The organism is Pediococcus ethanolidurans, assembly GCF_964062635.1.
Classification (GTDB): Bacteria; Bacillota; Bacilli; order Lactobacillales; family Lactobacillaceae; genus Pediococcus; species Pediococcus ethanolidurans.
In genome coordinates this window covers 1-23,018 of record NZ_OZ061251.1, presented here as the reverse complement: position 1 = coordinate 23,018, position 23,018 = coordinate 1, and the positions used below count along the sequence as shown (strand labels likewise).

Here is a 23,018-nt window from a genome sequence, read left to right as displayed (position 1 = left end):
AATTAAATTGTTAATCCACCATCAATTGTGATGACTTGACCTGTTAAATAATCATTATGCACCAAGAACGAAACTGCGTCGGCAATTTCTTCCGGTCGGCCAAATCGTTTCAACGGAATTTGATCAGTGAATTCTTTTTGACGACGTTCGCTCATTTTTCCAGTCATATCGGTTTCAATCATTCCCGGAGCAACAGCATTACAACGAATATTACGTAAAGCCCCTTCACGAGCGGCTGTTTTTGTCAAACCGACTAGTCCAGCTTTACTAGCGGAATAATTAGCCTGCCCAATATTACCATGCAAGCCTGAAATACTGGAAATGTTGACAATGACACCAGAACGACTCTTTTGCATTGACTTCATTGCAAACTTGGTCATGTTAAACGCGCCAATTAAATTTGTGTCAATAACTGCTTTAAAATCCGACAGCTTAGTGCGGCTCAATAATTTGTCGCGGTTAATGCCCGCATTGTTTACTAAAACATCAATTTGACCATATTTTTCCAGCAAACTGTCAATCATTGCTTGGGCATCATCTTCGTTGGCCACGTCGCCAACCAAATTATCAAAAGTAACTCCCTGATCACTTAATTGCTGCTTCACATCATCATCTAAAGCATGGTGCGTATTTAAAACAACTGTCATACCATCTTTTGAAAGCCTTTTGGCAATCGCTAATCCGATCCCCTTTGCGGCACCGGTTACTAATGCAATTTGTTTTGCTTCACTCATTATTTCACCAACTTTACATTTGATCTGACATCATTCAATGTCTTAACACTATCAATATGTAGTGTGTCAACAGTTGATAACGATTTTGCAAACTTCATCAACGTATCACCCGGACCGATTTCAATCATCGTATCACTGCCCAAATTGACTAAGGCTTTGAGGCAATCAATGAAATGGGTCGGATTAACCAACTGATCAACCAGCGTCTGTTTCATATTGGCAACATCAAATTGGGTCATTGTTGTATTACTAATAACAGGAAACTTAAACTCATGAAAGTCAACAGTTTGAATTCGATCAGCTAATAAATCACTTGCTTCTTGCATAAACGGAGTATGAGAAGCAACCGTCATTTTTAACGGAACAACCCGCTTAATCCCATGTTCATGAAGATAAGTGGTTGCTGCGTCCAAACCGGCCTGTGTACCCCCGATAACAATCTGCGAATCGGTATTAAAATTAGCTGGGTAAATATCACCTGCTTGAGCACCAACCCGGCAGGCTTCACGGACTAAATCAGCGTTTGCCTTAAGAACAGCTGCCATTTTACCCGGATGATCTTTTCCTGCTTTATCCATATAGCGAGAACGATCACGAACCAGCTTTAGCGCATCAGCAAACTGAACACCACGAGCAGCTATAATTGCACTATATTCGCCAAGGCTCAATCCAGCAGCGCCCACTGGTGATCCGAATTCTTTTTCAAGAATCCGAAAAATACCGGTACTCATTGCGACAATGGCGACCTGGACATTATTGGGATCATCCATAACCTCTGATTTACTCAAATCCATATTAAGTGCAGCAGAAGCTTCCTCAATGGTTTGACGATAAATTACCTCTTGTTGGTAAAGGTCCTGCCCCATCTCGGGAAATTGTTTTCCCTGACCGCTAAATAAATAACTTAATCTCAAAGTATCAACCTACTTAGTTTGTTGTTTAAAAACGTAATCTACCAAATCACCAACAGTTTCCATACCTTTGTCAGTTTCAGTTTCAATTTCGATATCATAAGTATCTTCAATTTTGTCAACAACTTCGAAGATATCCAAACTGTCAAGATAAAGATCATTCTTGAAATTAGTGTCTTCTTTAATTTTGTCTGCATCAACATCCAATTGGTCCACGATAATATCCTTTACCTTGTTAAATACTTCTTCTTTAGTCATCATTAATTTCCTCCAATATAGTTGTTTGTTTTTAATTTGATTAATTAATTTTCTATGAGCAATATCGTTAATAAGTCAGTAACATGGTTCCAACTGTTAAGCCACCACCGAAGCCACTTAACGCAATTGTATCGCCACGTTTGATAATGTTGTGTTTTACTAGCTGATCCAACAAGATCGGTTCGCTGGCAGCTGCGGTATTCCCAAATTCACCGATGTTAACCGGAAATTTGGTCATTGGCAGCTCGAGTTCATCCGCAATCCGCTCGACAATTCGAACGTTCGCTTGATGAAGGACATAGTGGTCAACATCTGTCGGTGCTAATTTAGCCACCGATAATGCATGGTTAACCGAATCGGGAACATTCTTAACCGCGAATTGATAAACACGCCGACCATTCATCTTAAAGAACGGCTTGAATGGTTGATGATCTGATGAAAATGGTGATGGCTGACCAGTCTTACCAGCCGTTAAATAGCCACCAAGACTGCCAAGGGTTGTCATACTATCTGCAAGATATGACCCATCAGCAGTTGTCTCGTTCGTAACCAAAACCCCACCGGCACCATCACCAAACAAAACGGCAGTGGATCGATCAGACCAATCCAAAAGCTTACTTAACGTTTCACCACCAATTAAAATGGCATTCTTTTTATGATCTGCCATCAGCATTTGCCGAATTAGCTTCAATCCATAAACAAACCCTGAGCAGGCTGCATCAATATCAAACGCCATCGCCTTAGTAGCACCAATGTTTCCTTGCACAGTTGCACTGGTAGAAGGTGTTAAATAATCAGGTGACATGGTTGCAACAACGATCAAATCAATATCGTCAGGCTGCAGTTCGCTTTGAGCAAGTAATTGCTGAGCAACGCTGGTACAAAGTGAGCTTGTAGTTTCAGTAACAGCAATATGCCGACGCTTAATTCCCGTTCGCTTAACGATCCACTCATCAGAGGTGTCCATCATCGTTGAAAGTTCATGATTATCAACAACTCGCTCAGGCACTTGACTCGCCGTAGCTACTATTTTAAAATCTTCAAATTTCATTTTGATGAAACCTCGTCAATAAATTTCTCAACGTTAACCAATGCCTGCCGCATCTTTCGAATATCGGATCCGTCAAATCCCTTTAAGCAACTTTCAACCAACTGGCGATGGAACGCATAGTGGGCACGATAAAGCAATCTGCCCTTACTCGTCAGCCCAAGGTTGATAATCCGACGGTCCTGTTGGTTAATCATTCGAATGATGTAGCCTTTTTTCTCAAGGTTATTAAGATTGGCAGTTAACGTCCCTTTACTTAACTTCAAAACACGTGATACTTCTGAAGTTGTTTTCCGATCATGAAGGCCAATTGTATGAATAAGATGCAATTCTTTTGCAGTGATGTCCTTAAATCGACTCTTTCGAATTTCACTCTCTTCAATTCGCATTATCTGATCATAAATATCTATCAAAGCCTCACTTATGAAATTGTAATCATCTTTAATTTCATCACTCGTCGAATTCATTCATTAAATCTCCTCATTCACTCTCGGTCTAAATCTTTTTATCTGGATTTGGAACAATGAACGTTAAGTCGGCGGAACAAGCCACTTTGTCTTCAACTTTGGCAGCGCATTTAACTTTACCCATGTTGTCACGCTGTTTTTCCATTTCAACATGTAGCTTCAAAACATCACCCGGACGAACAACTTTTCTGAATTTGGCATTATCAATGGCACCAAGGTAAGCTGTCTTGCCACGATATTTTTCCGTCTTGAGAATTAAAATCGAAGCTGCTTGAGCAAGCGACTCGATAATTAATACGCCGGGCATAACTGGATTTCCAGGAAAATGGCCTTGGAAAAATTCCTCGTTAATTGTGACGTTTTTGGTACAAACGATCGATTCACCCGGATTTAATTCATCGACTTTATCCATAAACAAAATTGGATATCGATTGGGAATTAGATCCATAATTTTAGCTGCATCTAATACACTCATTGCTTTCTTCCTTTCGGTTGCAAAACTGATCAAGTATCACGCCAGATTAATTCGACTTTCGAACTAAATTGTCAAAAAAATTTGGTTGATTTCACTTCATCCATGTCCAAATTTTGAACATCTCACATCATAACCTAAAATAGTTTGAAATTCAAACTATTTTGGTTAATGGCGTAATAACCGATAAAACTAAGAACTGAAACTTGAAAGCTAATAATCACGCCAAAGGCGTGTGGTTATTGGCTTTTTTGGCAAAAAAATAAACGCAAGCTCTCCTGCGTTGTATACTTTAGTCGACCAAAACCAAGATACAAAGGAGACTTACGTCATGAATATTATAAGACAAAAAAATACAGAAAACGAGCTTCACAATATTGTTCATCAATTTACTTCCCTCATTGGTCTATCTAAACTCACCAAGTTGGTGAATTATCGCCGGCATTCAGAAATCAGCTTGATGAAGGTCATTGAATGGCTGCTCACGACAAAGTTCCTGGGACGCTCGCTTTATCGAGCCCATGAAACACCTAACTTTACCAGTCGCACCGTCAGAAATAATTTGAACGATGGCCGGATCAATTGGCAACGCTTGATTTGTCAAGTTGGGAGTCATTTAATCAAGCATTTACGACCGTTTATTGACCGCCGGCGGCGGTTAGCATTGATCATTGACGATACACTCTTTTCCCGTGAGTACGCCACCCAAACCGAATTACTAGCGCGAGTCTTTGACCATGACAAACAGTTATATATTAAGGGATACCGGGCTTTAACTTTGGGTTGGAGTGACGCCAATACATTCTTACCGATCAACTTTGCATTAATGTCTTCCAAGAAGCCACAAAACGTCCTTGGAAAATCAGCTAAAACAACCGATCAACGAACAATTGCTGGCCGGAGACGTCGCCAAGCACAGCAAAAAATGAACCTCGTTTCATTGCAACTTGTCAAGCAAGCCCTCGCAAATGGCGTTCTAGCTGACTATGTGTTATTTGATAGCTGGTATAGCTCACCAAAAATGTTCTATGAATTAACCAAGTTGGGATTAAACGGCGTGGGCATGCTTAAACGGTCCAGCAAAATTTACTATCAATATCGCGGACGGCAATATTCAGTTAAAGCATTATACAAGCGACTGCAGGCCTCAAAATATCAACCCAAGCAAGCTTATCAATACAGCTGCTTTGTCGAAGCGCACGTCGGGAACCAAAAATTCAAGCTTCGCTTGGTATTTGTGGCTAATCGGGCCCGTCAAGATGACTACCTAGTACTGGCAACGACTCAGTTAGGCCTTCAGCCACAAGAGATCATTCAACTATACGCCCGAAGATGGCAAATTGAGAATTACTTTAAAGTTGCCAAGCAATACTTGCGGCTCGACAAATCACAAGTTCAAAATTATGACGGGCTTTGTGGCCATTTAGCAAGGATCACCCCCACATACGTGGGGAATACACTAAACGATCCCCGTCATAACAGCATTTATAAATTAGTGAATGCCAGTTTTACATGAGTTTGATTCCTAATTCAAGAGTTATTTGAGCACCAGATAATACATAATATGAGCTGCTTTTAATTTAAAAGTGGTCTTCATAAATAATGGTGCCTACATGCTAATAAAAAATAGCCGCTTTAGCTCCGCAAGCTAGCGGTTGTTTAATATCGTCATATAGCTCGACATAGGAATCCTTGTTCATATGGGCACTCACAGTATAGCATAACAACTGGTTAACGTTGCACGCCTTGATCCACCTGCTTGCTCTTATGTTTTTAAGTTTTGTTGTGCTTATTAGGTAGATTGTAAAATTAATCCGAACGCTGTTCGGACAAAAAAGATCAGCTTCCTTTAAAATGGTGTTTACCACAAACCCATCTTTTAGGAGCTGATCTTTTGTCTAGTATAACCTATTCCGAACGAATTAAAATCGAAACCTTTTGTGAACTAGGGCTGTCCAATATCCAAATGGGCGTTCGGCTGAACCGATCACCGTCAACAATTTCTTATGAATTATCTCGATGTCAACCTTATCAGGCTGAATTAGCACAAACAGATGCCGAATACAAGCGATCACGATGTGGTCGGAAAACTAAGCTGAGCGATGAGTTAAAGCAAAAAATTCTCAACCATTTACGTCTAAGCTGGTCACCAGGAATGATTGCTCACGAATTTAAACTAGCTAATAAATCTATTTATAATTGGCTAAATCAGGGGAGAATTGATTTCTCCTTGAATGATCTACCTGAACATGGCGTACGCCAACGGCGTAACGTTGACCAACGATCCAAATATAATCAATCTTTGGGGCGATCAATTGAACAGCGTCCCATGATGATTAATCAACGTAATCGCATCGGCGATTTTGAACTAGATACAGTCGTTGGTCCTCGTGGGCATAGTAAGGCAGTTTTATTAACTTTAATCGATCGCAAATCACGGTTCCTTTGGGCATACCGGTTAAAAGATCGGACGACAGCGACTGTTAATGAAGCACTAACTAAGTTCCTAACCACTTTTAATGGTCCGGTGCACAGCTTTACTGTGGACCGTGGCACTGAGTTTAGTGGGCTAGTATCACTTGAATCACAATATGGTATTAAGACCTATTACTGCCATGCTTATACTCCAGCTGAACGTGGTAGTAATGAACGCTTTAATCGGAATTTACGTTATTTTTATCCTAAAGGGACTCGTTTTGAGCACATTAGTGCTCAAGATTTAACGACGACGTTACTCTAAATTAACCAGCGACCGCTTAAAATACTCGACTGGCAAACACCGTATCAGGTTATGCTGACAAATTTGTCCAAAAATTCGGATTAAATTTGCAATCTACCATACGCTCTCTTAAAAGTTGTCTCAGGAATCAGCTTACATCCAATATCAAATAATAAAAAATTATGTTACAATTCCACTTAGAAGGGAAGTGTTTATTATGTTAGAAAAAAGCGCAGATTTAGGAGACTACGGTCCAGCACCCTTTGCACCTGATTTAAAATCGGCTGCTTTGGAAAATGAAAATTATCGAACTACTTTGTGGACCGGGGATCATTTTCAAATCACATTAATGGCTATCCCAGCCGGAGGTGGTGATATTGGTATGGAAATTCATCATGGTAATGATCAACTTATTTACTTAGTAGCCGGTATTGGCCACGTTAAAATGGGGAAAGATAAAGATCATTTAACAGTTGATCAGGAAATTCATCCGGGAGAGGCTGTAGTTGTTCCTGATAACACTTGGCATAACGTGATCAACGCTGGAAAACAGACCATGAAGGTCTTCTCTATTTATTCACCGGTCAAGCACCAAAAAGGAACTAATGAAGCCACTAAAGCCGATGCAATTAAGCAGGAGGGCCCTCTGGAGGGTACTGGTGAATAAGACAAATTATTTATCAAAAGATATGATTTATGTCAAGAACTAATGGTATTCTTTGATAAATAATTTGAATTAGAATTTTTTCTGAACTATGCAATTAATAATTTTTTAGTTGCATTTAGCAATCGGGACTTATACAACCGAAAGAGCGGAACATAGTTCCACCCTTTTAATTTCAAAATATGTAAAGAGCTGTTATAAAAATTTTTAGTGGAATTTTTATAACAGCTCTTTATTTTTTACACAAAATAAAGTCTGTAAATCTTTCTAAGACCTATTTCGATATATTCTTAAAAATAATCTACTTATCTCTTTAATTTTTAATTATTCTTAGAACGTTTAGTTAATTTTGACGCATAAATTATAAATGATTATGAATTATTTAAAATAAAGTTCGTTTTGCCTAAAATCATATTTACATTAGCTTAAATTGTGATAAAATTTAGTATGTATTTTAAGGAGGTTTTATAAAATGGTAAAAGATAAATCTCCAAAGAAGCAACATTTGATTCACTATGCAAATGGTCCTTCTTTGGAGGAGATTAATGGATCAATTACAGTTCCAAAAGATCAAGGCTTTTGGAAAACGTTATTTATGTATTCCGGACCCGGTGCTTTAGTTGCGGTAGGCTATATGGATCCTGGTAATTGGTCAACTTCTATTACCGGTGGCCAAAATTTTCAATATTTATTAATGTCCGTAATCTTAATGTCGAGTTTAATTGCCATGTTACTTCAATATATGGCGGCTAAACTGGGCATTGTGTCGCAAATGGACTTAGCTCAAGCTACACGAGCACGAACAAGTAAAAGTTTAGGAATTGTTTTATGGATTTTAACAGAATTTGCAATCATGGCAACTGATATTGCTGAAGTTATTGGGGCCGCGATTGCTTTATATTTGTTATTTCATATTCCATTAGTCTATGCAGTGTTTATTACTGTGTTTGATGTTCTGTTATTGCTATTATTAACTAAAGTCGGTTTCCGCAAAATCGAAGCAATTGTCGTTTGTTTAATTTTAGTAATTTTGTTTGTCTTTGCTTACGAAGTCGCTTTATCACACCCAGATTGGGCTGGCGTTTTCAAGGGATTGATTCCAACTGGTGAAACTTTTGCCGGTTCACCTAATATTGGTGGTCAAAATCCTTTGAGTGGGGCCTTAGGAATTATTGGTGCGACAGTTATGCCCCATAATCTTTATCTGCATTCAGCTATTTCTCAAACACGAAAAGTCGATCATAATGATCAAGATGATATTGCTCGAACAGTGAGATTTTCTACTTGGGACTCTAACATTCAACTTTCATTCGCTTTTGTTGTTAACTCACTGTTATTAATCATGGGAGTCGCTGTGTTTAAAACCGGTGCCGTAAAGGATCCTTCTTTCTTTGGACTCTTTCAAGCATTGTCTGATTCCTCTGTTTTAAGTAACGGTATTTTAATTGCCGTTGCTAAATCTGGTGCTTTGTCAATTTTATTTGCAGTAGCACTATTAGCTTCTGGTCAAAATTCAACGATCACGGGTACTTTAACTGGACAAGTCATCATGGAGGGGTTCATCCACATGAAGATGCCATTATGGTTGCGTCGATTAGTTACCCGTCTAATTTCAGTTATTCCCGTATTAATTTGTGTAGCTATGACTAGTAAAGAAACACCAATTCAACAACATGAGGCACTAAATACCTTAATGAATAATTCCCAAGTCTTTCTAGCCTTTGACTTACCATTTTCAATGTTGCCATTATTAATGATGACTGATAATAACAAGGAAATGGGCGATCGTTTTAAAAATACTCTGTGGGTTAAAATATTAGGATGGTTCTCAGTTATTGCTTTAACTATTTTGAATATGAAGGGATTACCAGATAATATTATAGCTTTCTTCGGTGCCAATCCTTCTGCAAGTCAAGTATCATTAGCTCATATGATTGCTTATCTCATTATTGTTGGCATTGTTGCCTTATTAATTTGGACTGTTGTTGATTTATATAAAAGTCGCAATAAAATGCCTAAACGGTTTGAAACCACTGCGGAACATTATAATGAAAGTGAAGATGTGTAATTTAGAACCTAATAGATTGGAAGGATATTATTATGTCTAATAATTCTCAGCACACAAAATTCCAACGAATTTTAGTGGGTGTAGATGATTCACCAGATGCTCAGCTGGCTTTTCAGTATGCAATTGCTGAAGCTTATCAAGCCAAAGCTTCCTTGATTATCACTTCAATTCTTGAACACGATGATGTTAATGTTTATCAAGCTTTAAATAAAGATTATGTTCATGGAGAACGTAAAGAATTAGTTGAACACCTTGAACATTATCGTAAGTTAGCTTTAGAAGCAGGCGTGGATCAAGTCGATACAGTAGTTGATGAAGGCGATCCTGGAGAAACTATTGTTAAGAATGTTATTCCTGCGGCCAAAGCAGACCTATTAGTAATTGGTTCGTTAGCTAAAAAGGGGCTTAAAAAGTATTTTGGCTCGCAAGCGGCTTATATGGCTAAATATGCTCCGATTTCTGTCATGGTGGTTCGCTAGATTAATAGTTGGTTCTCTTGCTTAGCTAAGCACCCTTAATTATTTTGGGTTAAGAGTGACAATTAATGCACGACAAAGTGTCACTCTCTCAATCCCCTAAAAGACCCCTTCAATTAAGTGTTGAAGGGGTCTTTTAGTGTGTTGGAGGCTCTAGAACATCTGTTTGCTCCTCAACTATTGTTGGTGAATTTAAACAAAAATCATTATTTGGGTTCTGAATTATCGATTTATATTTGCTTGTTTTTTCGTGTCGTTCATGTTAAAAGTTCCTTAGGCTAGTTTATTTTAGTAATATCATTAAACTGTCATTATTCACGATTACTTAACTTGGTAGCGTCAAGAATCTTGTGTAAATGAAATGCCTTCGTACATATAATATGTATCTAACTTAAATAAATGATGCTTCCAAGGTGTCCTGGAGTCCTTTGAACCCTCGGTGGATCCGCTTCAGAGACTTCTCGTTATAAACATTAAACTGAGAAACCAGGAAGCGATCCAGTGAATCTTCCGTTGGAAATTGTTCTTTGTGGTGGGTGGTGCGCTTGAGATGCTTATTAAAGTTCTCAATCAGGTTAGTGGAGTATAGTGATTGCCGGATAGCTGGTGGAAAGTCCATGAAAGTGAGTAAATTCGGCATTTTAAGCAGATCTTTGATTAATTTGGGATAGGTCTGATGCTAGTTGTTGGCGAACTCATTCAGTTTCAGTTCGGCTGCTTCACGGTTGGCGGCCCGATGAACTTGTTTAAAGTCACTGATCACGGCCTTGCGGTCTTTTACGCGAACCTTGTTCATCAGATTCCGCCCAACATGAACCAGGCAACGTTGTCGTTTGGCTTTAGGGAAATGCCGATTCAAGCCTTCATCCAAACCAACTAACCCCCACAAACAACAGCACATCTTTAACGCCCTGCTTGATCAAGGTTCCCAGCAGTTCAGTCCAGATTCCAGTCGATTCCGTTGGCGCCACTTGGTAGTTCAGCACTTCTTTCGTACCATCTGGACGAATGCCAATCGCAATATGAACGGCTTCTTTTTGAACGGTATCCCGCTTTAACGGCAAGTAAGTGGCATCTAAGAAGATGGCCGCATATTGTGAAGCCAGTCGACGTTGCTGGAAAGCTTGAACCTGTTCATTGACGGCTTTAGTCATGTTGGAAACCGTGGCTTTGGAGTAGTGAGCACCGTACATTTTCTCAATGAGTTCGGCAATTTCAGCAGTGGTAATTCCCTTGGTATACAACTGAATGACCGTTGTTTCTAAATTATCACTGTGCCGACCGTAGGCTGGCAAGGTATGATTTTCAAACCGGCCATTGCGATCTCGAGGAATGGTTAAGTTAAGTTGGCCGTACTTCGTATCAAACGAGCGCTCATAACTGCCGTTGCGGTTATTACCAGTGTTAATCCCAGCGTATGAGTAGCGTTCGTAACCCCAAAACTCTGCCAATTCGGTTTGAAGCAGCTGGTTAATCGCAATTTCGAGGTGGTGACGAAAAACTTCGTCCAAATCTTGCTTTTGGGCTAGTGCAGCGATAATTTCTGTGGTAAGTTCATTCATGGGGAATGCCTCCTGTGATGTTTTCTGTGGTTACTAAATATCATAAGGGAAGGCATTCCCTATTTCTATACAATTCAGAAATCTTTTATGCATTTACACAAGATATTTTACGCTCTCGTTTGTACTTTTCACACACTTAAACACACCAAGTTATTGTTCCCATGACAATAGCTTGGCGTGTTTTATTGTTTAAAAATGGCAAATAGAAAGTTTAATTTGATCAGTCTTGAAAACTTGAGCTGCTTTGATTTTTCCAGTACTAAGGTGTCCTCTGTAGGCGCAATTTTGTTAGTTGCTCTTTCCCATTTGTTTATGTGGATGGTTTGAATTTACAGGTCTACGCGACTCACACCGTAGAAAGTTATAATCAGAAGCCAACTTCAAAAATCTATCATGGAATAATAGTAGTATTGACAGCCTCATAATATAGTGTAGAATACTATTTATAAGGTTATCAAGACTATATGGAGGGAAAATGAAAAAAATTGGACTATTAGTCGATTCCGCATCAGATATTCCCGCGGAAATAAAAAATCAAGTAAATGTTGAAGTTGTTCCCTTAGTTGTGACAGCAAACAACCACGAGTATCTGGATCGTGTGACTATTCAACCTCAGGAAGTGTATCAACTAATTGAAGATGGTTATATTCCTAAAACAGCTAGTCCAACTCTTGGACTGGTATCACAATATATCAAAAAATTGCAGCAACGAGGTTATAAAAAAATCATTGCTATTACAATCTCCAGCGGCTTATCAGTTACAAATAAGGTTTTTAAAATAGCTTCTGAAAATGTCAATAACGCAATCATAACAGTTATTGATTCAAAAAGTATTGGTATTGGTAGTGGATTGATTGCAGCATACGCAGAAGACTTAATTAATGCTAATTATGATTACCAAGAAATCACTAAGCGAGTTCAACAGTCCGTGCTAAAAAGTAAAGTCTATTTTTATATTGCAACATTAAAATATCTTAGAATTGGCGGTAGGATTGGCAAAGTGGCTGGGATGGTGGGATCAGTTTTAAATATTAAACCAGTCATATCGTGCGACTCAGATGGCATATATTACCCAGTAGCAAAAGCTCGTTCTGAAAAGAAAGCAATTTCAAGGTTATTAAAGCTGGCTATCGAAGATGCTTCAACAAACGAAAGTTTTAGGCTTGCAGTCGTTCAGGGCAATGACAAAGCGATTTCAAGTCATGTACTAACCGAACTTAGAAATAGCTTTCCAAAACATACCATTTATACTGGTGATGTTTCCCCAGCATTATGTGTACACACAGGCCCAGGGCTAATTGGAATTGCAGTTCAGATTGATTAATATTTCTGTGCAAGGAGGATGACTAAGTTGCCTTTCGCTAAAAATAATTTCCCGAGATTACCGTTATGGAGCGAATTACCAAGCTTCAATTTACATTTGGATCAATTATTAGACATCACCAATTCTTTTGTTGAACCCATGATTGAGGAAAAAATTACCAAGACAATGATGCATAATTATTTTAAAGCAGGGATTATTGAGGCTCCAATCAAGAAGAGATATGCACGAAAACATTTGGCAGGAGCAATTGTGGTCGGTGTATTTAAAAATGTATTCTCACTATCAGAAATAGAGCAAGGATTGCGACTAATTCTTGCGGATACTTCACCTGCAGAAGGCTATGATAACTTTGTAAAAATATTTAATAACCAGAGTTCTCAAGAAACAATAAAAATGCCCCCTGTAGCCAATATTAGTTTAGAACCCACATCTACTATGCTTATACAGTATAGTGCGACTCAATCGGTTTTGTTTTGGTTTTTAGCAAGACGTCTTATTCAGAAAAATCAGGATCTATAGGAAAATTATTACGTATTTTTGTATATGATATTTTAGTTATATAATTTATTTTTTTAATGGAGGGATATTTGTGCTAGACAAAGTGGTTTACAAGGAATTATTCAGTAAAGCATTCGACATAACGATTGAAGTAACTTATTGGAATGGGAAAAAAGAAAAATATGGCGCTGGAGTTCCTGAAATTAAGGTACAATTTAAACACGAAATTCCAATTAAATCGCTAACCAGTCAGCCTACCTTGGTTCTAGGTGAGGCTTATATGAATGGTGACATAGAGATTGATGGAAGTATACAAACATTAATCGCATCGGCTTACCGGAAAAAAGACAGTTTTTTAACTCATAATTCATTCTTAAAACACTTACCCAAAATATCGCATTCTGAAAAAAATAGTGAAAAAGATATTCAAAAACATTATGACATAGGTAACGATTTTTATAAGCTATGGTTAGATGACACAATGACCTATTCTTGTGCTTATTTTGAGAAAGAATCCGACACTTTGAAACAAGCACAATTGAACAAGGTCCGGTATATCTTACGTAAGCTAGCCACTAATCCTGGTCGTAAACTATTGGATATTGGTAGTGGATGGGGAACTTTATTATTCATGGCTGCTGAAGAGTTTGGACTAGATGCAACAGGTATTACCTTGAGCCAAGAACAATATAACTATACACAATCACAAATAAAGGAACGACACTTAGAAAATCAGGTCCACGTAATATTGGAAGACTATCGTGAAGTATCTGGTCAATACGATTACGTAACATCTGTGGGCATGTTTGAACATGTTGGTAAAGAAAACTTAGGACTATATTTTAAAAAGGTTCAAGAATTTTTGGCCCCAGGAGGACAAGCATTGATTCACGGCATTACTGGACAACATGAAGGTGCTGGTGTGGATCCATTTATTAATCAATACATCTTTCCAGGAGGATACATTCCCAATGTTGCTGAAAATATTAAGCACATTATGGATGCCCAATTGCAATTTTCAGATATTGAACCCTTACGACGCCATTACCAAAAAACATTGGAAATCTGGTACCAAAACTATCAGAAGGTTCGGAATCAAGTCATCGAAAAATATGGTGAACGTTTTGATCGAATGTGGAGTCTATACTTACAAGCTTGTGCCGCTTCCTTCGAATCAGGCAATATAGATGTTATTCAGTACTTATTAGTGAATGCACCTAGTGGTACAGGATTGCCGATGAAACGCAATTACATTTATAATTAACTATTACTAGGAAAATTATTCAAATAATGTTCAAAAAAGGGCACCTGTTTAAAAAATGAGTTGTAGTAAACTCCATTTTTTAAATCAGGTGCCCTTCCCTAGTATTAACTTATTTAGAGTAGGAAAAACACTTTCGATAGTAGCTACAGTTTAAAGCGGCAATATCAAAATCATTGTGGTAGTGCTCATAACGTCCCGTATTATCAACACATAATCCATAAATTAAGCTATCCAATATGATCTCCTTTATACTTAAAACCAGTTTTGATTACTTCACCGCTTGTAAAGGTTTGAAATGTTCCATCTATCCTTTTAATGGTTATACCACCATTATCTTCAATCTTCTGAGCAACTCCCTGAATAACTTCTGACCCAGTATTTAAAGAAACCACTTTTCCTAAAACAATCGATTTTTTCCGGTACTCCGCCAATAGTTGGGGGTTCGTATAGTCTAAAAATCCGTTTATAATTGCTTGGATTATTTCGGCAATTAATTGATTGCGGTTAACTGAATTGTCATTATCGATAGCTTGGGCTTTGATTGCCAACTCTTTTGGAAACTTGACAGTTGTTAAATTTATTCCCACACCAACAATGAAAGCTGAGGCCGCCCCCAGTTCAAGATCAAAAATGGACTCCGTAATAATTCCGCCCACCTTATGATAATTTAGATAGATGTCATTTACCCATTTAAACTGAAATTCTTTATTTGGATAAAACTTTTCAAGCACATGGGTGATGCTCACGGCAATCCCAGTTGTTAGTAGTCCGGGTTGAATAACAGTTTGTTGTTGGTTAGGCAGAATAATACTGAGATAAAGGCCTGTAGTCGGTGGTGAATAAAAAGAGCGACCTCGTCTTCCATAACCGTTAGTCTGCTTATCGGCAACAAAAACGGTTGGCCTGGTAATACAGTGCTTACTAGAAAATTGCTTTGCTAAATCTTGGGTTGATGTAACTTCTTTAAAGACATGCAGATTATCTGTTAATTGCTTATGGCTGTAAATATTAATTAAGTCGGCTTCTAAATACGGTGCTGTATGAAGCATGTACCCACGTTTCTTACGACTAACAATTGGATAATCTCGTTTGTTTTTTAAATTATTAATAGCCTTCCAGATGGTTTCACGACTGACTTGAAACTTTTTAGCTAGATAGTCACCAGATACCCACGTATCTAAATTAGTCAAAAGTTCTAACACCACTTTTTCTTGGGTTGATTTATTTTTCATCAAACCACCTCCTAATTAAATAGCGATAAACAATAACTAAAATAAGCTTAAATGCATTGCTTTTCTAATACGGCGAACAATAATAACTGCTAAAGCACTTTTAATAAGATCTCCTGGTATAAATGCTAAGTTTGAAATAAGAGCGGCAATCAGCGTAATGTGAGACTGGTAAGAGAGCCATATAGCACCCACCAAATCAATAAAAATCACTCCGGCTAATAATAAAATGAGCAGTTCAAATATCCAAGACTTATTGTAAATCTGAAAACGATTAATTAATAGACCAATTAGTAATGGCGTAAATAACCAAGCTATAAGATAGCCGCCAGTTGGTCCAATAAAGACAGCCATACCACCATTACCACCAGAAAGTATGGGCATACCGATGAAGGCTAATAATAAAAATAGACATACTGAGATGGTCCCATACCTAGGTCCCAACAACTCACCACTCATCATCACTCCCATGTTTTGTAAAACGATAGGTACTGGAATAAATCCCAACGAAATACCAGGGAAGAAGCCTAATATAATTAAGATTGCTACCATCATTGCAGATAACGTTAATAATCTTGTGGTGTTACTACGTTTCAATATGATCACTCCAAGTATGGATTTTTCAAAAACAGTGTTATTATAGCTATTAGTAACCCATTAGTCAAATAAAGGGTTACTAAAATTCGAATAATGGAAGGGAGACTGCTAATTTTGATTAGTTTGAAAACAGGCGATCTGTTACTTGTTAAAAAAGCACAAAATAAACTGTCAGAGATGATCATTAGAGGCACAAAACAAACGTTTTTAGATCGACCACTAGCTTATTACCATATCGGGATAGTAGAAAAAGAAGGCACTGACTTTTTTGTTCTCCATGCAACCAAAGACCATGGTTGCATTCGTCAACCGTTAGATCTATTTATTTCCGAAGAAGGATTGATTGACGTTTATCGGAAGAGTAGCCCTTTAATAAATCCCCTCAAAATACTAAAACGAGCCAAGTCCATGTTAGAAGCACCATACAATCTGAGCTTCAGATTAGATCAGCCAGGATATTACTGTTCGGACTACGTGGTTAATGCATTTAAAGATGAAAATATATTTCATCTATCCCCAATGGTATTTGGCCCTAACGGCTCTGTTTTGCCTGAATGGCAACAGTATTATGAAAATTTAGACTTGCCGGTACCTAATGGTCAGTTAGGGAGTAGTCCGAACTCACTAATTAGCCAAGGCCATCTCAAATTTATAGGAGCTATCAACAGCTGACTTTTAATACAGACAATTATTTGGCCATTTAGGTGAACGATTACGTGAGTTTAAAACACGATCTTGCTGGATATCCCATATCCCTGATATTAAAAAGACTACAATCTAGATAGCTGGTTAATACGGCTATCTGGATGTAAATAGTTTGCCTTATAATCTTGGAAAAACTATGTTTTATTTTTATCTCAGTGCTCAATAATCGAGTCTACAAGGTAAATAGGAGAGCGTAAAATATCAACGACATCATAACCGGTTCCCATGATTCCGATATACTTCAATCGTGATGTTTTGCTGCTCCATTTCTTGGGTAGGGTAAAGTCCTCGCCTTGCTTGGGTTTCACAATGTAAAACTTTTGTTTATTTATGACAGTTACTTGTGGTGTTTCTAAGAACACCTCGGCAACTTTTTGCGCTTGCTGTTGGTGATTGATTTGTTGCTTAATGGCTGCACTGCCAGTTAATTGTGTTGGGACATCAGCGATCAATTTCACTACGAACTTCTTAATTTGGCTCAAAAAGTTATCCGGGGTGCGTTCTTCGGTACTGATTTGCTGTAACGCTTGCTCCCATTTAGCCGTCATTTCTGGACTAGTTAGCAAGGGTTCGAGTTCAACCGATTTACATAAAGTGATCCCCGCTTCACTGACGTGGAGCTTGTTCTTTTCAGTAACTAAATAGCCGCGCTTCTTTAACACTTCCAGCACATTTGCCCGGGTTGCACTCGTTCCAATGCCTTGCACATCTTTAAGAATCGCTTGGGCTTCTTCATCATCAAGTGTTTTACCGGCCGTCTTCATTGCCGTAATTAAGGTACCTTCGGTAAAGGGTACCGGTGGTGTCGTTTCTTTTTGCGGTGTTTGCAGATTCGCTTGAGCTTGGTCGCCTTGGTGAACGATCGGTAGGGTGGCTGCCTCTTGCTGGTCGGTTTTGTGATCATCAAATAAAGCTTGCCAACCTTGCTTAGTTGGGACCTTACCGGTTGCTTTAAAATTGGCGTCACCAACTTGGGTGATAATGGTGGTTTCCTCGTACTCGTACGGATCAGAAAACATGGCTAATGTGGTTCTTAAAACCAAATCATAGACCTGTTGCTGTAATTTAGGTAAGGCAGCTAATTGATCTTTCGTCGGGACAACTTTTGTCATGATAATGGCGTAGTGTTCTTCAACTTTTTTTCCATTAACATAACGCTTATTTGGCGTGGTATTGGTTAAAGCGACTTGCTTAGAGACTAACCCCAGATACTTCGTCAGATTAGCCACTAAATACTCAAATTCTTCATCAGTGATATAAGCACAATCGGTTCGGAGATAGCTAAGGAACTTAGCTTCGTATAAACTCTGAATGGCGGCTAAGGTTTGGCCGGCACTGGCATGATACCGTTTATTCATGGCACTTTGCAGACTGGATAGTGAGAATAGTTGTGGACTAGCACGCTTTTTGTCTTGTTTTTGGACGTCCTTGATTAAACCGGCCTGCGAGCCTTTCTGAACGCGCTTAGCTTGCATGAATGTTATTAGTCCTGCTTCATCTTTAAATCGCTGATAGGGGTCTAATTTTGCGACAAATTTTTGCTGATTAGCAAGAATTTCAGCATTTAGTTCAAAATAGGGTTCCGGCTTAAAGTTTTTGATTGCCTGGTCTCTTTGATAAACCATATACAAAGTTGGCGTCTGTACTCGACCAATCGAGTACACCCCGCGCACCCCGTTTTGTCTTAATAGCAAGGTGTATAAAGGGCTGCCATTCATTCCAATTAACCAATCGCTAATTTTGTGATTACAAGTGCATGCCCCCATCTTCATGCCGGTTTCGAGTTTGGTGTTGCCGCTGCTTTTTCGTCATTTCCCACTCGGTTTCTTTTAAGCCGCGTTCTTGTTTTTGCCGTTGGTAATCTTCATCACGAGCATATAGAACAGTCATGATCGCGTCACTAAAGGCCGTCTTTAAGTAATAGTCTGGACTAACTGGCTTGTAGTTCAGTGGTTGATAATGTCCGATATTTGCTTTTCTGTACTGGTCGTCCTTGGCTTGTTGCTCTTTTAACTGCATTTGAATTTTCTCGATCTGACTGTTCTTAATCGTCGGATCAGCTTTGCATTCGCCAAAAAAGAGTTGTTTAGTGCCATCATGCTTTAAAACCCGTTGTAAGTGATGATTTTCTAACTGATCTAAGCTAAGCTGTCCCGATAAATAAGCTAGTCCTTGTTGATGTTCTTGGGGACTGAACACCTGTGGTGGATTTGCTTGCCACTGTTCAATTGTTTCAGCCTGACATGGCTTTAAAACAGGATCATAGTACATCACGGCTGTATAGGCTTGTTCCTGTTTAGTCATTGGTAATTCATCTAAATCGCCTTTGGGAAAGGCCCTTTTCAATACTTCATGGTATTGCGTTTTAATGACTTGCTTAACAGCCATGATTGTTCGCAAATCTTTGACTGCGCGAGTAATCTTTTGCTGCTCGGTTGGTGAATACTTTTCTAGTAGACCTTGATCAACGTGTTCTAGACTTTCTAAGCTATCATCATGAATCATCAGCGTATATTTAAGCTCGATTTTGACTTTCTTTTCTTGTTGCATTAATAACTTAAAACCAACGTATGGCCGCTTAGTAAAGGTCAATAATTGTTGGGCCAACAAATCATCACGAATATTCATTAAACGTTCGTTTAATTCACTACCCTTGAAAACTGTTTGTTCGCTATCGGTTTCCTTAATTAATTCTCGTCTTTCAGCTTGCGTGGTCTGTTCAAAATTAAGCTCTGGATAAAGTTTTTTCGTAGTGCGATCAACTACTTTATTTAAGAGTTCATCTGCTTTTTTGAGTGAGCTTTCTTGTTGGTTAATTGTCAATAATTGTTTAGTCACATCTTCACCAACCGCATGTTTAATTAAGGTGCTGTTTTTCCAATTAAATAGCATGCGCCGCTTATCATCTAATTTCTCCAAACTGATATAAGTTTTCAGTTCATGGCTTAACTCTTTAACTACCCGTTTTTCATTAAACGAGAAGTGTTTACTTAGGCTATCTAAATGACCTCTATTGATTACTTTTTCTTGGTTGTTTTTATAGCCAGCTTTGGACTTACGATAGTTCTTAACTTGTTGGTTAAATTCTTTTCTTTCATGCCGCTTACTATTAATTCCCTCATGTTGAGTTGGTGTATCATCTATTCCCTCCTCGATAAATGATTTTTCGCTGATCCGATCGGGAATATTTTTTTGCTCTAAAGCCTGATTTACACTTGCCGCCCAATTGTGCCGCCATTGATTGATTTTTTCTTTTTTATCCCAATCAACTAACCACACCTTTCTTGATCTTGGGAAACGACTATTTCCTGTATAAGTCTTGTTCCCGTTTTCGTCTAATATGTTTTCTCGTTTACTTTTCAATCCCCACGTTCCGTCTGGGTTAAATGGACGGTTAGTTAACATCACATGAGCGTGCGGATTATCTGGGTGATCTCTATGAATTGCCACATCAGCAACCATACCTTCATCAACAAAATTTTCTTGTACATATTTTGTCAATAATTTTTTCTGTTCATCTTCACTTAATTCAACTGGTAGAGCCACGTTAAACTCTTTAGCGTACCGTGAGTTTGCTCGACGGTCTTTTCTTTCAACTTCGTTCCATAATTTCTCTCTATCACTCGCCCATTCTGGCGCATTCTTTGGTGTTAAAATAAAGCTTTCTGGCATAACCGACCGAGCATAAAAATAACTTCGGCCTTCTTTTTGATCGAATAATTTTTCGCCACTTCGATAACTTGCTCCAGCAATTGCGCTTCTTCCTTTTCCAGCACTAATATTACTAAAGCTCATGTGAAAAATTGCCATGTCGGTCACCACCTTTCTTTGGGTTTATGGGTTTGATTTTGTTGTCGCCAACGGCGACTTCTAATACAAGTGTTTATCACAATAACACAACCAACTTTAGTTGTTGTGTGTAAGTGCGCATTGACCTCGTTACACTCAGTCTTCTGATTCTCTTGACTTTAATTTAGTGTATGCCTTCCGCTTCGCTATTTCAAATTTTATACTTTGACTTAACGTTTCTTATATGATATAGTTTCGGTGATTATTTCTAATATGATTGGAGGGATCGTTATGTCTCAAAGTAACTTAGAAAAACAAGAAGCTAAATTAAAAGCCCTCAATCAAAAAATTAAGGACGAAAAAAATAAGATTGAACAACGGCTAGGTAAACAAATCATCAGTCAAGCCAATTTAGATTATGCTAATTTGTCTAACGATCAGATTAAGCTTTTAGCCAAGCAATTTTCTGAATTTTTAAAGGTAAAGTCCGTAGATCATTAGCCATACGAGATGGGGAAATTCCATGTCTAATCAATATGAAAAACTAGTCGAGCAGCAAGCGCGTTTAAAACAAAAAATTGAGCGGGAAGATTTTAAATTACGGCAATCTAAATACTATGAAAATCGGCAAGCCCGCAAAGCCCGTTCTCGCCGACTAATTCAAAAAGGGGCTTTATTAGAAAAGTACTTTCAAGCTAATAACCTATCGGTCGAACAAACCGAAGAACTTTTAAAAACATTTGCCGATTACGTTAATACCCATAAACCGAATAAACTCAAAAACGATCAACCTAATAACTAGGCCGATCGTTTTTATTTTCTGGATCATTTTTGGGCTTGATTTCTGGGTTCTGATCCGCAAAATCTTTTAACTGTTTTTGAATTCTTTTACTAGTTTTGTCTTTAACTGATTTAAGCGCTAAGTTTGCTCTAATTTGTAATCCTTGAATGCCATTGTCATATGTCCACCGTTTAATTTTAGCCATGTCATTAGTTCGATAATAATTGGCAATTAGTTCGTTCCATTGATCCCACTTATCTAACGGCACATTGATTAGGCCTGCACCACCGTCAATCATAATTTTATTAGCACTTAAAGTCGCCGTCCTTTTGTTCCCGTCCCAAAAGATTTGTTGGCGCATATTATGATACATGACAGTCAATGCTTTATCAGTAATCGTCGTTCGTGGATCAGCCAAGATTTTTTGTAAAAAGGATTGTTCTTGTTTTTCGTTAATTAAAGGTGGTTCAAAAAAGTCTTCACTACCTAAATCAACTCCTCCTTTCCCTTGCCGTAATTCTCCCGGTACTAAGGCGTCTTCCGCTGCCACAATCTTGTTGATTTGTTTTTCCATGGTTAACGTTAAAGGGGAATTTTGAGCAGTGATATATTGCCACCCACGCTTTAAATTAACAATCGTCAAAACATCTTCAACAGGTACTCCTGCTACGCTCATACCGTCCATAATAGTTTGTGTTTGTGGCAAAGTGGTATTAACGCCTTCAAAACGAGCATTAGTATGCACTAACTTGGTAAAGTTTGCTCGGGCAAACCGTTGGTTTTCTGCAGCTGTGAATTTATACTTGTCCATATATGTTCGAGTTTTAGCCATATTTTGTGCCTCCTTTCTATTTCAGTCACTGATTATTTGACCTGTCCATGTTAAATCACGAAATGCTTTTCGTTGATAATTTGCTCTTGGCGTTTATCTAAGAGGTAAGTGGGTAACGCGTCAAACAGCTTGCGTTTATCAGGATCTGGATTATATGCCGCTTGTTCCCAAATGTCTTGAATATTGACTGCCCAGGGGTCAGCCAACAATTGATCAATTGTTTCGATTTCTTTGCTGGGTTTGGTCATTTAAAAAGCTCCTATCCCGTTTTTCTAGCTCAGCTATCGTCAATTTGGCCACTCAAGGCACCTATTTTTACTTCTAAGCGATTTTAAAGTAGTTTTAATATAATTATGCATGTAACACTTAAAATGGCTTAAATGAGTCCATATGACGTTTAATTTCAAGAACGCTCATTGTCAGTTTTCTGTTCTTCGGGGTGTTTGGCCGCATATTCTCTAGCCGCTTGTTTATTCCACCAAACGCCAAATAGGTTTTGCATGGTGCCGTACAAGTAGTTTTCCACGTTCTTGATATGCTTTTCATTGCTTCTTAGGGCGTTAAAGTAGCGTCTCAAGGCTTTAGTCATCAAAGATTTTAGTTCTTCATCGTCTAGTGGG

The 23,018-nt window shown here is 38.3% G+C and carries 20 protein-coding genes and 5 pseudogenes; 11 read left to right on the top strand and 14 right to left on the bottom strand.

Annotated features, from left to right (window positions below):
* Positions 1 to 2 precede the first annotated feature (2 nt).
* From fabG to fabZ, 6 genes are all read right to left on the bottom strand, one after another.
* Complete coding sequence (gene fabG, locus AB3219_RS10945; RefSeq protein ID WP_056973854.1) at positions 3 to 734, bottom strand: 3-oxoacyl-[acyl-carrier-protein] reductase; 732 nt, start codon at positions 732 to 734, stop codon at positions 3 to 5.
* Positions 734 to 1,648: an ACP S-malonyltransferase gene (locus AB3219_RS10940; RefSeq protein ID WP_056986344.1), complete on the bottom strand. Its 915-nt coding sequence runs from the start codon at positions 1,646 to 1,648 to the stop codon at positions 734 to 736. Before AB3219_RS10940 ends, fabG begins: the two co-directional genes overlap by 1 nt.
* Positions 1,649 to 1,657: 9 nt before the next feature.
* Entirely contained in the window at positions 1,658 to 1,903 is a 246-nt protein-coding gene (acpP, locus tag AB3219_RS10935) for an acyl carrier protein (RefSeq protein WP_056986348.1), read from the bottom strand.
* Between the two features lie 67 nt (positions 1,904 to 1,970).
* A complete protein-coding gene (locus tag AB3219_RS10930; protein WP_056973858.1) occupies positions 1,971 to 2,954 on the bottom strand; it encodes a beta-ketoacyl-ACP synthase III in 984 nt (327 codons plus the stop codon).
* On the bottom strand, positions 2,951 to 3,418 hold the full coding sequence (locus AB3219_RS10925) for a MarR family winged helix-turn-helix transcriptional regulator (protein ID WP_056973860.1): 468 nt from the start codon (positions 3,416 to 3,418) through the stop codon (positions 2,951 to 2,953). The genes AB3219_RS10930 and AB3219_RS10925 overlap by 4 nt, the downstream gene beginning before the upstream one ends.
* Positions 3,419 to 3,446: 28 nt before the next feature.
* Complete coding sequence (fabZ, locus tag AB3219_RS10920) at positions 3,447 to 3,893, bottom strand: 3-hydroxyacyl-ACP dehydratase FabZ (RefSeq protein WP_056973862.1); 447 nt, start codon at positions 3,891 to 3,893, stop codon at positions 3,447 to 3,449.
* A 328-nt stretch (positions 3,894 to 4,221) separates the two neighbouring features.
* Between fabZ and AB3219_RS10915 the strand changes: the two are divergent.
* From AB3219_RS10915 to AB3219_RS10895, 5 genes and pseudogenes are all read left to right on the top strand, one after another.
* Positions 4,222 to 5,301: pseudogene (locus AB3219_RS10915) on the top strand (transposase); the annotation flags it as partial.
* 483 nt (positions 5,302 to 5,784) lie between these two features.
* Positions 5,785 to 6,714, top strand: a pseudogene (locus tag AB3219_RS10910) (IS30-like element ISLpl1 family transposase).
* Positions 6,715 to 6,826: 112 nt separating this feature from the next.
* Positions 6,827 to 7,276, top strand: a complete 450-nt coding sequence (locus tag AB3219_RS10905; protein WP_003600575.1) for a cupin domain-containing protein — start codon at positions 6,827 to 6,829, stop codon at positions 7,274 to 7,276.
* Positions 7,277 to 7,745: 469 nt separating this feature from the next.
* Entirely contained in the window at positions 7,746 to 9,341 is a 1,596-nt protein-coding gene (locus AB3219_RS10900; protein ID WP_340600244.1) for an Nramp family divalent metal transporter, read from the top strand.
* A gap of 32 nt (positions 9,342 to 9,373) precedes the next feature.
* Positions 9,374 to 9,820 (top strand): universal stress protein, encoded by a 447-nt coding sequence (locus AB3219_RS10895; protein ID WP_260275083.1) that lies wholly within the window; start codon positions 9,374 to 9,376, stop codon positions 9,818 to 9,820.
* A 388-nt stretch (positions 9,821 to 10,208) separates the two neighbouring features.
* Here the strand turns inward: AB3219_RS10895 and AB3219_RS10890 are convergent.
* Positions 10,209 to 11,379: pseudogene (locus tag AB3219_RS10890) on the bottom strand (IS256 family transposase).
* A gap of 475 nt (positions 11,380 to 11,854) precedes the next feature.
* On the opposite strand from AB3219_RS10890, the gene AB3219_RS10885 reads away from it, so the two are divergent.
* The 3 genes from AB3219_RS10885 (at position 11,855) to AB3219_RS10875 (ending at position 14,465) form a co-directional block, all read left to right on the top strand.
* Positions 11,855 to 12,703, top strand: coding sequence for a DegV family protein (locus tag AB3219_RS10885; protein ID WP_010010280.1), 849 nt, complete (start codon positions 11,855 to 11,857; stop codon positions 12,701 to 12,703).
* A 27-nt stretch (positions 12,704 to 12,730) separates the two neighbouring features.
* A complete protein-coding gene (locus AB3219_RS10880) occupies positions 12,731 to 13,222 on the top strand; it encodes a DUF1836 domain-containing protein (protein WP_010010281.1) in 492 nt (163 codons plus the stop codon).
* 70 nt (positions 13,223 to 13,292) lie between these two features.
* Positions 13,293 to 14,465: a cyclopropane-fatty-acyl-phospholipid synthase family protein gene (locus AB3219_RS10875; RefSeq protein ID WP_010010282.1), complete on the top strand. Its 1,173-nt coding sequence runs from the start codon at positions 13,293 to 13,295 to the stop codon at positions 14,463 to 14,465.
* A 227-nt stretch (positions 14,466 to 14,692) separates the two neighbouring features.
* On the opposite strand, the gene AB3219_RS10870 is transcribed toward AB3219_RS10875, so the two are convergent.
* Both AB3219_RS10870 and AB3219_RS10865 read right to left on the bottom strand, forming a co-directional pair.
* Positions 14,693 to 15,697, bottom strand: coding sequence for a biotin--[acetyl-CoA-carboxylase] ligase (locus AB3219_RS10870; RefSeq protein ID WP_007124647.1), 1,005 nt, complete (start codon positions 15,695 to 15,697; stop codon positions 14,693 to 14,695).
* Between the two features lie 36 nt (positions 15,698 to 15,733).
* Positions 15,734 to 16,249 carry a biotin transporter BioY gene (locus tag AB3219_RS10865; protein ID WP_181407284.1) on the bottom strand — a complete coding sequence of 172 codons (516 nt, stop codon included), beginning with the start codon at positions 16,247 to 16,249 and terminating at the stop codon, positions 15,734 to 15,736.
* A 156-nt stretch (positions 16,250 to 16,405) separates the two neighbouring features.
* On the opposite strand from AB3219_RS10865, the gene AB3219_RS10860 reads away from it, so the two are divergent.
* On the top strand, positions 16,406 to 16,963 hold the full coding sequence (locus AB3219_RS10860) for a YiiX/YebB-like N1pC/P60 family cysteine hydrolase (RefSeq protein WP_367369468.1): 558 nt from the start codon (positions 16,406 to 16,408) through the stop codon (positions 16,961 to 16,963).
* A 185-nt stretch (positions 16,964 to 17,148) separates the two neighbouring features.
* Here AB3219_RS10860 and AB3219_RS10855 read toward each other — a convergent pair.
* Together AB3219_RS10855 and mobQ are read right to left on the bottom strand one after the other, a co-directional pair.
* Positions 17,149 to 18,738 (bottom strand): annotated as a pseudogene (locus AB3219_RS10855) (DNA topoisomerase); the annotation flags it as partial.
* A 4-nt stretch (positions 18,739 to 18,742) separates the two neighbouring features.
* Positions 18,743 to 20,806, bottom strand: a complete 2,064-nt coding sequence (mobQ, locus tag AB3219_RS10850; protein WP_367369467.1) for a MobQ family relaxase — start codon at positions 20,804 to 20,806, stop codon at positions 18,743 to 18,745.
* A 252-nt stretch (positions 20,807 to 21,058) separates the two neighbouring features.
* Between mobQ and AB3219_RS10845 the strand changes: the two genes are divergently transcribed.
* Together AB3219_RS10845 and AB3219_RS10840 are read left to right on the top strand one after the other, a co-directional pair.
* The gene (locus AB3219_RS10845; RefSeq protein ID WP_003555660.1) at positions 21,059 to 21,286 is read left to right on the top strand and encodes a hypothetical protein; all 228 of its coding nucleotides are present in this window, start codon (positions 21,059 to 21,061) and stop codon (positions 21,284 to 21,286) included.
* Between the two features lie 22 nt (positions 21,287 to 21,308).
* On the top strand, positions 21,309 to 21,587 hold the full coding sequence (locus AB3219_RS10840) for a hypothetical protein (protein WP_260289867.1): 279 nt from the start codon (positions 21,309 to 21,311) through the stop codon (positions 21,585 to 21,587).
* Here AB3219_RS10840 and AB3219_RS10835 read toward each other — a convergent pair.
* The 3 genes and pseudogenes from AB3219_RS10835 to AB3219_RS10825 all read right to left on the bottom strand — a co-directional run.
* Positions 21,577 to 22,398, bottom strand: a complete 822-nt coding sequence (locus AB3219_RS10835; protein ID WP_021731053.1) for a Fic family protein — start codon at positions 22,396 to 22,398, stop codon at positions 21,577 to 21,579. The two genes, AB3219_RS10840 and AB3219_RS10835, sit on opposite strands and share 11 nt — an antisense overlap.
* A 50-nt stretch (positions 22,399 to 22,448) precedes the next feature.
* Positions 22,449 to 22,646: a hypothetical protein gene (locus tag AB3219_RS10830; RefSeq protein WP_054519257.1), complete on the bottom strand. Its 198-nt coding sequence runs from the start codon at positions 22,644 to 22,646 to the stop codon at positions 22,449 to 22,451.
* A 155-nt stretch (positions 22,647 to 22,801) separates the two neighbouring features.
* Positions 22,802 to 23,018: pseudogene (locus tag AB3219_RS10825) on the bottom strand (plasmid replication initiation protein); the annotation flags it as partial.

Coding starts and splice junctions, on each gene's coding strand:
- AB3219_RS10865 (WP_181407284.1), bottom strand. CDS start 16,249: ATGATGGTAGCAATCTTAATTATATTAGGCTTCTTCCCTGGTATTTCG.
- AB3219_RS10900 (WP_340600244.1), top strand. CDS start 7,746: ATGGTAAAAGATAAATCTCCAAAGAAGCAACATTTGATTCACTATGCA.
- mobQ (WP_367369467.1), bottom strand. CDS start 20,806: ATGGCAATTTTTCACATGAGCTTTAGTAATATTAGTGCTGGAAAAGGA.
- AB3219_RS10930 (WP_056973858.1), bottom strand. CDS start 2,954: ATGAAATTTGAAGATTTTAAAATAGTAGCTACGGCGAGTCAAGTGCCT.
- AB3219_RS10870 (WP_007124647.1), bottom strand. CDS start 15,697: ATGAAAAATAAATCAACCCAAGAAAAAGTGGTGTTAGAACTTTTGACT.
- acpP (WP_056986348.1), bottom strand. CDS start 1,903: ATGACTAAAGAAGAAGTATTTAACAAGGTAAAGGATATTATCGTGGAC.
- AB3219_RS10830 (WP_054519257.1), bottom strand. CDS start 22,646: ATGACCAAACCCAGCAAAGAAATCGAAACAATTGATCAATTGTTGGCT.
- fabG (WP_056973854.1), bottom strand. CDS start 734: ATGAGTGAAGCAAAACAAATTGCATTAGTAACCGGTGCCGCAAAGGGG.
- AB3219_RS10885 (WP_010010280.1), top strand. CDS start 11,855: ATGAAAAAAATTGGACTATTAGTCGATTCCGCATCAGATATTCCCGCG.
- AB3219_RS10835 (WP_021731053.1), bottom strand. CDS start 22,398: ATGGCTAAAACTCGAACATATATGGACAAGTATAAATTCACAGCTGCA.
- AB3219_RS10905 (WP_003600575.1), top strand. CDS start 6,827: ATGTTAGAAAAAAGCGCAGATTTAGGAGACTACGGTCCAGCACCCTTT.
- AB3219_RS10925 (WP_056973860.1), bottom strand. CDS start 3,418: ATGAATTCGACGAGTGATGAAATTAAAGATGATTACAATTTCATAAGT.
- fabZ (WP_056973862.1), bottom strand. CDS start 3,893: ATGAGTGTATTAGATGCAGCTAAAATTATGGATCTAATTCCCAATCGA.
- AB3219_RS10895 (WP_260275083.1), top strand. CDS start 9,374: ATGTCTAATAATTCTCAGCACACAAAATTCCAACGAATTTTAGTGGGT.
- AB3219_RS10840 (WP_260289867.1), top strand. CDS start 21,309: ATGTCTAATCAATATGAAAAACTAGTCGAGCAGCAAGCGCGTTTAAAA.
- AB3219_RS10845 (WP_003555660.1), top strand. CDS start 21,059: ATGATTGGAGGGATCGTTATGTCTCAAAGTAACTTAGAAAAACAAGAA.